8 protein-coding genes and 2 pseudogenes are annotated in these 10,766 nt (G+C 63.2%); 9 read left to right on the forward strand and 1 reads right to left on the reverse strand.

Features of this window, described 5'->3' with window-relative positions; translation table 11 throughout:
* The 9 genes and pseudogenes from EN969_RS04480 to EN969_RS04520 all read left to right on the forward strand — a co-directional run.
* A pseudogene (locus tag EN969_RS04480) lies at positions 1 to 1,044 on the forward strand (hypothetical protein); the annotation flags it as partial.
* A 174-nt stretch (positions 1,045 to 1,218) separates the two neighbouring features.
* Positions 1,219 to 3,300, forward strand: coding sequence for a penicillin-binding protein 1C (gene pbpC / locus EN969_RS04485; RefSeq protein ID WP_063168514.1), 2,082 nt, complete (start codon positions 1,219 to 1,221; stop codon positions 3,298 to 3,300).
* Positions 3,301 to 3,506: 206 nt separating this feature from the next.
* On the forward strand, positions 3,507 to 4,265 hold the full coding sequence (locus EN969_RS04490; RefSeq protein ID WP_244514314.1) for a M15 family metallopeptidase: 759 nt from the start codon (positions 3,507 to 3,509) through the stop codon (positions 4,263 to 4,265).
* Between the two features lie 220 nt (positions 4,266 to 4,485).
* Positions 4,486 to 5,511 carry a sulfate ABC transporter substrate-binding protein gene (locus tag EN969_RS04495; protein WP_013530876.1) on the forward strand — a complete coding sequence of 342 codons (1,026 nt, stop codon included), beginning with the start codon at positions 4,486 to 4,488 and terminating at the stop codon, positions 5,509 to 5,511.
* Between the two features lie 21 nt (positions 5,512 to 5,532).
* Entirely contained in the window at positions 5,533 to 6,384 is an 852-nt protein-coding gene (cysT, locus tag EN969_RS04500; RefSeq protein ID WP_013530875.1) for a sulfate ABC transporter permease subunit CysT, read from the forward strand.
* A complete protein-coding gene (gene cysW / locus EN969_RS04505; protein WP_013530874.1) occupies positions 6,377 to 7,261 on the forward strand; it encodes a sulfate ABC transporter permease subunit CysW in 885 nt (294 codons plus the stop codon). Before cysT ends, cysW begins: the two co-directional genes overlap by 8 nt.
* A gap of 13 nt (positions 7,262 to 7,274) precedes the next feature.
* The gene (locus tag EN969_RS04510; protein ID WP_013530873.1) at positions 7,275 to 8,315 is read left to right on the forward strand and encodes a sulfate/molybdate ABC transporter ATP-binding protein; all 1,041 of its coding nucleotides are present in this window, start codon (positions 7,275 to 7,277) and stop codon (positions 8,313 to 8,315) included.
* A gap of 368 nt (positions 8,316 to 8,683) precedes the next feature.
* Positions 8,684 to 9,670 carry a sulfate ABC transporter substrate-binding protein gene (locus tag EN969_RS04515; protein WP_013530872.1) on the forward strand — a complete coding sequence of 329 codons (987 nt, stop codon included), beginning with the start codon at positions 8,684 to 8,686 and terminating at the stop codon, positions 9,668 to 9,670.
* Between the two features lie 256 nt (positions 9,671 to 9,926).
* Entirely contained in the window at positions 9,927 to 10,376 is a 450-nt protein-coding gene (locus EN969_RS04520) for an Rrf2 family transcriptional regulator (RefSeq protein ID WP_013530871.1), read from the forward strand.
* A gap of 114 nt (positions 10,377 to 10,490) precedes the next feature.
* Here EN969_RS04520 and EN969_RS04525 read toward each other — a convergent pair.
* Positions 10,491 to 10,766: pseudogene (locus tag EN969_RS04525) on the reverse strand (nucleoside-diphosphate sugar epimerase); the annotation flags it as partial.

Consider the following 10,766-nt stretch of genomic DNA (forward strand, 5'->3'; position numbering starts at 1 on the left):
GTCCAGGACCGGGGCAGCGAGATCGCCTACGCCCTCTACGTTCTGGCCCGCAACAAGAAGGCCTCGATCGGCGACCTGCGCTACTATGCGGACACGCAACTCGAAGCTTTTTCCAGCCCGATGGCCGTTGCCCAGCTGGCGGCAAGCCTGGCGCTCTACGGCGATACACCGCGTGCGGAATCGACGTTCAAGACTGCCCTGCAGTTGGCCAAGTCGACCACCGACTACGACTACTACCGCTCCGACTACGGTTCGCGGCTGCGTGATGGCGCGGCGATGCTGGCGTTGGCGGCGGAATCCAAGCCGGTACCGACAATCGTGCCGGAGCTGATCAGGCTGGTGACCAGGGAACGCGCCGAAGCCCGCTGGACCAGCACCCAGGACGAATCCTGGATGCTGCTGGCGGCCCGCGCGCTGAAAGAAGGCAATGATACGATCACGCTGACCGTCAATGGCGCGGCACATTCCGGCGGCTACTCCGACCAGGTCGAAGGCTCTGACCTTGTCGAAAGCCCGCTGACCATCGCCAACACCGGCAAGACCCCGCTGCAGGCCGTCGTCACCACGGTGGCGTCGCCGGTCCAGCCCCTGCCGGCCGGCGGCGATGGCTTCACCATCAGCCGCACCTACTACAAGCTCGACGGCACCGAGGCCAATGTCACCGAAGCGACGCAGAACGAACGCTATGTCGTCGTGCTCAAAGTCAACGAGCAGAACACATGGCCATCGCGCCTGCTGGTCACCGACCTGTTGCCGGCCGGCTTCGAGATCGACAATCCCGGCCTGGTCTCCAGCGCCCAGTTGACGAACTTCTCGTGGCTGGCGCAGACCGATGCGGCCCATCTCGAATTCCGCGACGACCGTTTCGTCGCGGCATTCAACCCGGCCGACGGCGACCACGACCACAATCTGACCCTCGCCTATGTCGTGCGCGCCGTGACGCCGGGTACCTATGCGCACCCCGCGGCAACGGTGGAAGACATGTATCGGCCGCAATACTCGGCCCGCACCGCCACCGGCATGATGGAGATCAAGGCGCCGTAAGGCGCTGATGGTGATGGACGCGATGAGCAAAGTGCCCCCTCACCCGCCCTCCGCTTCGCTCGGTCGACCTCTCCCCGAGGGGAGAGGAGACGGCCAGCGCTGGCGCCAGTCTCTTCTCCCCACCGGAGGGAAGGCGGCCGCGAAGCGGCCGGAGGAGGGGGCATCTTTACTGCCATGAAGATGCTTCGCAAATTCGCTGTTGGAGCGGCAGGGTGCGCCGGCATCCTCGCCCTTTCCGCCGCGTCCCTCTGGGAACTCGACCGCGCCTTCCCGCCCCCGCTTCCAGCCGAACTCACGGTCTCCACCGAAGTCCAGGACCGCGATGGCCAGTTGTTGCGCGCCTTCGCCACGCCGGACGGCTACTGGCGGCTCGAAACCCGGCTCGACCAGGTCGACAAGCAATTCGTCGACATGCTGGTCACCTATGAAGACAAACGTTTCTGGGATCATGAGGGCGTCGACGTGCTGGCGCTGGCGCGCGCCGCCGGCCAGTTCGCCACCAGCGGCCACATCGTTTCCGGCGGCTCGACGCTTTCGATGCAGCTTGCCCGGCTGATCGAGCCGCGCGAAAGCCGCAGCCTCGGCTCCAAGATCAAGCAGATGCTGCGCGCCATCCAGATCGAACGGCGGCTGTCGAAACGCGAAATCCTCGAACGCTACCTCACGCTGGCGCCTTATGGCGGCAATCTGGAAGGCGTGCGCGCCGCCTCGCTGGCCTATTTCGGCAAGGAGCCGAAACGGCTCACCGTTTCCGAATCCGCCCTGCTCGTCGCTCTGCCGCAGCTGCCGGAAAAGCGTCGGCCCGACCGCAATTTGAAGATCGCCCACGCCGCCCGCGACCGGGTGCTGACCCGAATGGTCTCCTCCCGCCTGCTCGGCGAGCGCGAGGCCGCACGGGCCGCCCTCGACGATGTCTCGGACCTGCGCCGCACGCTGCCGGCGCTCGCCGCGCACGCCGCCTATGCGATGTTGCCCAAGGCCGTCCCCGGCCAGCCCTTGCAACTGACGATCCGCAAGAGCGTCCAGGAGGGGCTGGAACAGGTGGCGAGGGACGCGGCCACCAAGCTCGGCCCTCGCCTGTCGGTCGCCATGGTGCTGGCCGACTCCCGCACCGGCGACATCCTTGGCGAAGTCGGCTCGGCCAATTTCTTCGACGCCAGCCGCTCCGGCTGGATCGACATGACAAAGATCGTCCGCTCGCCCGGCTCGACGCTGAAGCCGTTCATCTACGGTCTTGCCTTCGAACAGGGCCTGGTGGCGCAGGAGACGCTGATCGATGACAGCCCTGTCGATTTCTCCGGCTACCGGCCGAAGAATTTCGACATGGGCTACCAGGGCGATGTCAGCATCCGGCAAGCCCTGCAACTGTCGCTCAACGTGCCGGCGATCCGCGTGCTCGACGCGGTCGGGCCAACGCGGCTGATGGCGCGCTTCCGCCAGGCCGGCGTCAGCCCCATACTGCCGGTCAACGAGGCGCCGGGCCTGGCCATCGGCCTTGGCGGCGTAGGCGTCACGCTGCGCGACCTCGCCCAGCTCTACACAGGGCTCGCCAATGGCGGCAAGACGCACACGCTGCATGACGGCACCGAGCCGGCCAATGCCGAGCGCACCAGCGCCACCATCCTCGACGGTCAGGCCAACTGGCAGATCATCGACATACTGTCGGGCGTCAAGCCGCCCGAGGGTGCCCTGCAGCGCGGCATTGCCTACAAGACCGGCACGTCCTACGGCTACCGCGACGCGTGGTCGGTCGGCTTCGACGGCCGCTATGTGCTCGGTGTCTGGGTCGGCCGTCCCGACGCCGGCGCGGTGCCCGGACTGTCCGGTTATGTCTCGGCCGCTCCCATCCTGTTCGAGGGTTTTGTCCGCTCGGGCCTGGCCACCGTCCCCTTGCCGGGCAAGCCGCCCGGACTGTTCAGCCCCAGGCGCGAGGACCTGCCGGTGACGCTCGCCCGCTTCGGCGCCGGGGCGGACGGCCTGGTGCAGGCGACAGTGACCGAACCCGCACCGACCATCATCTTCCCGCCCGACGGCGCCCGCGTCGATCTCGGCACCAATTCGGTCGACGCCTCGCCGCTGGTGCTGAAGCTGCAAGGCGGCCGTGCGCCGTTCCGCTGGCTCGCCAACGGCAAGCCGCTGGTGGGCATCGACCGTCGCCGCACCGCGACCTGGCAGCCCGACGGCGCCGGCTATTCGACGCTGACCGTCATCGACGCCGCGGGACGCGCGGCGAGCGTGAAGGTGTTTGTCGAATAGACGGCTGCAAGCGATTCGTGGAATTGGCTTTCCACAGGCTCAGCGGATAGCGGGATACTTCACCCATGCCTGTTCCGAGGCACCCCCCTCTGGCCTGCCGGCGATCTCCCCCGCAAGGAGGGCGATCGGATGTCCTTGCCGCTTTCGCCAGTTATCAATGGTGGAGCAGGACGCCAAAGCTGACAATCTCCCCCCTTGCGGGGGAGATGCCTGGCAAGGCAGAGGGGGGTGCCTCGCGCGATCCTTTCCTGTCGGCAGCCTCAGCACTGGCAGCAACAATCCTTGTCACGGCAATCACCCTCCCTGCTCTCGCTGACCCACTCCCCGCCGGCTTTGTCCGGCTCGCCGATGTCGACCCCTCGATCCGCCAGGACATCCGCTACGCCGGATCGGATAATTTTCTGCACCGCAAGGTGAACGGCTATGGCGCCCCGGTCTGCATCCTCACCGAGGATGCGGCGAAGGCACTCTCCGCTGTCCAGAAAGCGATCGCGGCCAAACGCCTGACCCTGGTGGTGTTCGATTGCTACCGCCCTGCCCGCGCCGTCGCCGACATGGGCGAATGGACAAAACAGGGCGGGCCGCCCGATCCGCAATGGTATCCGGAGGTCAGGCGCAGCGACCTGATCGCCAAGGGCTATGTCGGAGAGTTGTCGACTCATTCACGTGGCTCGACCGTCGACGTCGCCGTCGCCCAGATGGACCGCAGGTCCAGCCCGAACCCGGCCTGCGGCACCGGGGATGCCGACACGCTCGATTTCGGTACCGGTTTCGACTGCTTTGATTCAATGAGCGAAACCGCATACCGCGGCCCTGCCAGTGAAGCGGCGGCAAATCGCAAGATGCTTGTCGAAGCCATGCGCGCGGGCGGCTTCAAGAACTATGCAAGGGAATGGTGGCACTTCACGCTGAAAAGCGAACCGTTCGCCAAACAGCGTTTCGACTTTCCCATCACCGCCGATTGAGGCACCGGATCAAATTCCACACCTTGCCTCGGCACTACCCATTGCTAGATAGGCTGAGTGGCAGGGCCATGGATTCTTCCTTTGGCCGCAAGAGGAAAATATTTCTCCAAAGGACGAAATGGCGCCGAACATTTTCTCAAGAGGGGCAAAAAAGGCAACATTGAATGCACCTAATTTCTACCAATTCGGTAGATTTGGCGCAGGTTCAACGGAGGCAGAAATGACCAAACCTCATTTCAGGAAACTGCTCGGCGCACTGGTCGCCACATCTGTCCAGTTCGGCACGCTCGGTTTCGCGTTTGCCGATACCACCATTCTCAACGTCTCCTACGATCCGACACGCGAGCTCTACAAGGCCTATGACGAAGCTTTCGTCGCCCATTGGAAGGCCGAGACCGGAGAGACGGTCACCGTCCAGCAGTCGCATGGCGGATCGGGCGCCCAGGCCCGCGCCGTGATCGACGGCCTCGACGCCGATGTGGTGACGCTGGCACTCGAAGGCGACATCAATGCCATCGTCTCGAAGTCGAAGAAGATCAATCCGGACTGGCGCACCAAATTCGAAAACAATTCGGCGCCCTACACCTCGACCATCATCTTCCTCGTGCGCAAGGGCAATCCCAAGGGCATTCACGACTGGAGCGACCTCGTCAAGGACGGTGTCCAGGTGATCACGCCCAATCCCAAGACGTCCGGCGGCGCGCGCTGGAACTATCTCGCCGCATGGGCCTACGCCAACGCCAATGACGGCGGCGACGAGACCAAGACCAAGGAGTTCGTCGGCAAGCTCTACGCCAATGCCCCGGTGCTCGACACCGGCGCGCGCGGCTCGACCGTGACCTTCGCGCAAAAGGGTCTCGGCGATGTGCTTATCGCCTGGGAAAACGAGGCCTATCTGGCGCTCGACGAGTTCGGCGCCGACAATTTCGACATCGTCTACCCGCCGACCTCCATCCTGGCAGAACCGCCGGTGGCGGTGGTCGACGCCAATGTCGATGCCAAGGGCACGCGCAAGATCGCCGAAGCCTATCTGAGCTGGCTCTATTCCAAGGAAGCGCAGACGATCATCGCCAAGAACCATTATCGTCCTGCCAAGCCCGATCTGGTGCCGGCCGAGGACCTCGCCAAGCTGCCGCCGATCAAACTTGTAACCATCGACGATCCACAGTTTGGTGGCTGGAAAAAAGCACAGCCTTATCATTTCGGCGATGGTGGTATATTCGACCAGATCTACAAGCCCCAGTAAGCAGTCGATATTCAGGACGACATGACCACAGCACCCGCCCAGGCGGGGTGGCGATTCAGGCAGCCGAGCGTCATTCCGGGTTTCGGATTGACGCTCGGCTTCTCGCTTGCCTACCTCACCCTCATCATCCTCATCCCGCTATCCGGGCTGCTCTGGCGCTCGGCCGCCCTTGGCTGGCCTGAATTCTGGGCGATCGCCACCGATCGCCGCACCATCAATGCGCTGAGAATCAGCTTCGGCACTGCCTTCGTCGCGGCTGCTGTCAACGTCGTCTTCGGCACGCTGGTCGCATGGGTGCTGGTGCGTTACCGCTTCCCCGGCCGCCGCATCGTCGATGCCATGGTCGATCTGCCCTTCGCCTTGCCGACGGCTGTGGCCGGCATCGCGCTGACCACGCTCTACGCGCCGAACGGCTGGATCGGCAAATTGCTGATGCCGCTCGGCATCAAGGTCGCCTATACCCCGCTCGGTATCGTCATCGCGCTGATCTTCATCGGCCTGCCCTTCGTCGTGCGCACCGTGCAGCCGATCATGGAGGAGATCGACAAGGAAGTGGAGGAAGCCGCGGCCACCCTTGGCGCCAATCGTTTCCAGATCATCACCCGCATCCTGTTTCCGGGCCTGGCGCCGGCCATCGTCACCGGCTTCGCGCTCGCCTTCGCGCGCGGCGTCGGCGAATACGGCTCGGTCATCTTCATCGCCGGCAACTTGCCCTACAAATCAGAGATCGCGCCGCTGCTGATCGTCATCCGGCTGGAGGAATATAATTACCCGGCGGCAACCGCGATTGCGGCGATCATGCTCGCCCTGTCATTCATCATGCTTTTGGTCGTCAATCTCGCACAGTCGTGGAGCCGCAAGCGCTATGGCTGATCCGGAGATCAAATCTTACGAACCGCACCATGAAAGCCAGTCGGCGGCGGTCACGGAAAGCCGCCCGGCGCGTCTGGCCCTGATGGCCGTCGCCTTTGCCTTCCTCGGCATTTTCCTGCTCTTGCCGCTGATCATCGTCTTCAACGAAGCCTTCGCCAAGGGCATCGGTGCCTACACCGAAGCGCTCGGCAATCCCGACACACGCTCGGCGATCCGGCTGACGCTGCTGGTCGCCGCGATCTCGGTACCGCTCAACATTGTGTTCGGCATCTCCGCCGCCTGGGCGATCGCCAAGTTCGAGTTCAAGGGCAAGGCCTTCCTGACCACGCTGATCGACCTTCCCTTCTCGGTCTCCCCGGTCATATCGGGCCTCGTCTATGTGCTTCTATTCGGCGCCCAGGGGCTGCTCGGCACCTGGCTGAAAGCGCACGGCATCGTCATCCTGTTTGCCGTGCCGGGCATCGTGCTGGCCACAATCTTCGTCACCTTCCCCTTCGTCGCCCGCGAGTTGATCCCGCTGATGCAGGAGCAAGGCAATGGCGACGAGGAGGCAGCGCTTTCGCTTGGCGCCAATGGTTGGCAGACCTTCTGGTACGTGACCTTGCCCAACGTCAAATGGGGGCTGCTCTACGGCGTGCTCCTGTGCAATGCGCGCGCCATGGGCGAGTTCGGCGCAGTCTCGGTGGTGTCGGGCCATATACGCGGCCTGACCAACACCATGCCGCTGCATGTCGAAATCCTCTATAACGAGTACAACGCCGTCGGCGCCTTCGCCGTCGCTTCATTGCTTGCGGGCCTGGCGCTCGTCACGCTGGTCTTGAAAACACTTCTCGAGATGCGCTACGGCGCCGAGATCGCCGCGACGCGCGGACACTGACAGAGGGATTTGCATGGAAGTTCGCGTTGCCAACGTGCGCAAGGAGTTTGACCGGTTTCCGGCCCTCCACGACGTGTCGCTCGATATCAAGTCGGGCGAACTGATCGCGTTGCTGGGGCCGTCCGGCTCCGGCAAGACGACGCTGCTCAGGCTGATCGCCGGACTGGAGCGGCCGACGCGCGGAAACATCTTCTTCGGCGACGAGGACGCCTCGCACAAGTCGATCCAGGATCGCAATGTCGGCTTTGTCTTCCAGCACTATGCGCTGTTCCGGCACATGACGGTGGCCGACAATATCGGCTTCGGCCTGAAGGTCCGGCACGGGCCGTCGCGCCCGCCGGCGCAGGAGATCCGCCGCCGCGCCTCCGAGCTTCTAGACCTTGTCCAGCTGTCGGGGCTGGAAAAGCGCTATCCGGCGCAGCTTTCCGGCGGCCAGCGGCAGCGCGTGGCGCTGGCGCGCGCCATGGCCATCGAACCCAAGGTGCTGCTGCTCGACGAACCGTTCGGCGCGCTTGACGCGCAGGTGCGCCGGGAATTGCGCCGCTGGCTGCGCGAAATCCATGACGCCACCGGCCACACCACCGTCTTCGTCACCCACGACCAGGAAGAGGCGCTGGAGCTTGCCGACCGCGTCGTGGTGATGAGCCAGGGTCGCATCGAGCAGGTCGGCACCGCCGACGACATCTACGACACGCCGAACTCGCCCTTCGTCTACGGCTTCATCGGTGAATCGAGCTCGCTTCCCGTCAAAGTCGAGAATGGCGAGATCTGGCTCGCCGACCGTCCGATCGGGCTTGCCGCGCCCAACGAGCCCTCGGGCGATGCGACGCTCTACTTCCGCCCGCACGATGTCGAATTGCTGGACGGCTGCAGCGGCTGCATCGCCGGCACGGTCGCCGCCAGCCGGCGCGTCGCCGGCACGCGCCGGGTCGAGCTTGAAATCGGTGGTGAGCGTCAGCGGGTCGAAATCGAGTTGCCGGTCGATCATCCCGCGGCGCAAAAAAGCCGGGTGGCGTTCCGCCCCGGCCGCTGGAAGCTTTTTCCGGCGGCTTGATTCTCGGCTCAAGCGCTACGCCAACCGGTTTTCGACCTTCAGATTCCTGATCCGGGTGAACTCTCCCGTGTTGGGCTGCGGTTGTTGCGAAACAGCTTCGCCTCCTTGGGCGGCGTTGAATGACGGTTCTGGGGCATGGCGGCAGCTCTTTGTATATGCCTTTTGTATATGCCATGCAGCACCGCAAACAAGGCGCAGAAAAACTCCGACGAAGGTAGCCATCTCCTGGAACAGAATTCCAACAGGTGCCAACTTAGGCGATATATTTTCCCACGACGAGGCCGCGAACCGAGAGCGCATGCCTCGTCGCGCATGATACGTCACGGCTATGGTCCGACCATCAACGCATTGCATCGGAGCCTGTTTTCATGAAACGATTTTTCCTCGGGCTTGCCACCGTCGCCGGCCTGTTCCTTGCATCCTCCCAAGCCTGGTCGGCCGACAAACTGCTCAACGCATCCTATGATGTCGGCCGCGAACTGTTCGTGCAGGTCAACAAGGCTTTCATCGCCCAGCATCCGGGCGTCACCGTCGACCAGTCGCATGCCGGCACTTCGGCGCAGGCACGCGCCATCGCCGAGGGTCTTGGCGCCGACGTTGTTACCTTCAACCAGGTCATCGACATCGACTTCCTGGTCAAGAAGGGCCTCGTCTCGGCCGACTGGCAGAAGGATTTCCCTGACAATGCCTCGCCCTTCTATTCTCTGCCTTCGTTCCTTGTCCGCGCGGGCAACCCCAAGCACATCAAGGACTGGAACGATCTCGTGCGCGACGACGTGCAGGTGATCTTCCCAAACCCGAAAACATCCGGCAATGCGCGCTACACCTATCTGGCGGCCACCGCCTACGCCAAGGAAGCCTTCAAGGGCGATGACGCCAAGGTGAAAGAGTTCATCACCAAGCTGTTCAACAACGTGCCGATCTTCGACACCGGCGGCCGCGCCGCGACCACCACCTTCGTGCAGCGCGAGATCGGTGATGTGCTGATCACCTTCGAGTCGGAGACGCGCGGCATCCGCAAGGAGTATGGCGACGACAAGTTCGAGCAGGTTACGCCTTCGGTCAGCCTGCTGGCCGAATTCCCGGTCGCCATCGTCGACAAGGTTGCCGACGATCACGGCACGCGCGATCTGGCCAAGACCTATCTCGACTTCCTCTACACACCGGAGGGCCAGGACATCGCCGCCCGCAACGGCCTCAGAGCCCGCGACGCCGCTGTGGCGGCGAAATACAAGGCTGATTTCCCCGATGTCCGGCTGCTGACGGTGGAAGACGTTTTCGGCGGCTGGGACAAGGTGCAGAAAGAGCATTTCGCCGCCGGCGGCCTGCTCGACCAGACCTACGGCAGCCGCTGAGGCAGCGATACCTGCACAGCAGACGAAAAAGCCGGCGCGCTGCCGGCTTTTTTCGTTTTTGAACGCCGATAACCTGGTTATCAGCGGAATATCCGCGTTCTCAGTGCAAAACGTTACAAAGAATCAACGCGTTTATGCCTAACGTGCAATTTGGTGGCTGTTTCGCGAAACATCATCGCGCGGCGAAGACGTCATTATTTGCACACAAACAGTCGCCAGATGCGAGTGGTTGGGGCTTTTATGGGTTGATCTGGGCATGCTGACAAAAAAAGGCAAATACGGCCTCAAGGCCCTCGTGCATCTGTCTGGCCTGCCGGCCGGCCAATTGGCCTTCGTCAATGACATCGCTGTGGCCAACAACATCCCGAAGAAATTCCTCGATGCCATCCTGGGCGAATTGCGCAATGCCGGCTTCGTCCAGAGCCGCAAAGGCAAGGAAGGCGGCTACCGCCTTGCCCGGCCGGCCTCCGAAATCAAGATCGGCCATGTCGTGCGCGTGCTTGACGGGCCGCTGGCGCCAATCCCTTGCGCCAGCCGCACGCAGTATCAACGCTGCGAGGATTGCGACGAGGCGACCTGCCAGGTCCGCCACATGATGCTGGAGGTGCGGCAGGCAATCGCCGAAGTGCTGGATAATCGCAGCCTCGCCGCCATGCGCGATGCCGACAATGACGATTTTCCGGTCGAGCTGACGTCGCAGATCTAAACCACCGACTTCAAGCTGATCGCGTTCAGATAGAGATTCCTGCATTGAAGGAGAGGTTCTCCAAATCTCGGGTTGCGAAGCTCGAAATCACGGAGAACCTCATGCAGTTTTGGCCTATCCGTTCACGTTAGACGCAGCCTCGAATACAGCGCGTGCGGACGTCGTACCCGCTACGTGCTCCGTACCCGCCACACCGAGGTCCATCCATCCCGCATTCACGGCCTCGAACATTTCTTCGGCGGGTCCGGAGTGACCCTTCGGGATGCCGAATTGCTCGAACGCTTCCGCCCACCCCGCACGCGGAATTGCAAAGGCTTTCACGGCGAGATTCAGGACTTCACCCAACTGCTCGGCGACTTCATCCGCGGTGACCATCGAACCGATCTCGAC

This window comes from Mesorhizobium sp. M7A.F.Ca.CA.003.01.2.1, assembly GCF_003998945.1.
Lineage (GTDB): Bacteria > Pseudomonadota > Alphaproteobacteria > Rhizobiales > Rhizobiaceae > Mesorhizobium > Mesorhizobium ciceri.

Coding starts and splice junctions, on each gene's coding strand:
- EN969_RS04510 (WP_013530873.1), top strand. CDS start 7,275: ATGGAAGTTCGCGTTGCCAACGTGCGCAAGGAGTTTGACCGGTTTCCG.
- cysW (WP_013530874.1), top strand. CDS start 6,377: ATGGCTGATCCGGAGATCAAATCTTACGAACCGCACCATGAAAGCCAG.
- EN969_RS04495 (WP_013530876.1), top strand. CDS start 4,486: ATGACCAAACCTCATTTCAGGAAACTGCTCGGCGCACTGGTCGCCACA.
- EN969_RS04490 (WP_244514314.1), top strand. CDS start 3,507: ATGCCTGGCAAGGCAGAGGGGGGTGCCTCGCGCGATCCTTTCCTGTCG.
- pbpC (WP_063168514.1), top strand. CDS start 1,219: ATGAAGATGCTTCGCAAATTCGCTGTTGGAGCGGCAGGGTGCGCCGGC.
- EN969_RS04515 (WP_013530872.1), top strand. CDS start 8,684: ATGAAACGATTTTTCCTCGGGCTTGCCACCGTCGCCGGCCTGTTCCTT.
- EN969_RS04520 (WP_013530871.1), top strand. CDS start 9,927: ATGCTGACAAAAAAAGGCAAATACGGCCTCAAGGCCCTCGTGCATCTG.
- cysT (WP_013530875.1), top strand. CDS start 5,533: ATGACCACAGCACCCGCCCAGGCGGGGTGGCGATTCAGGCAGCCGAGC.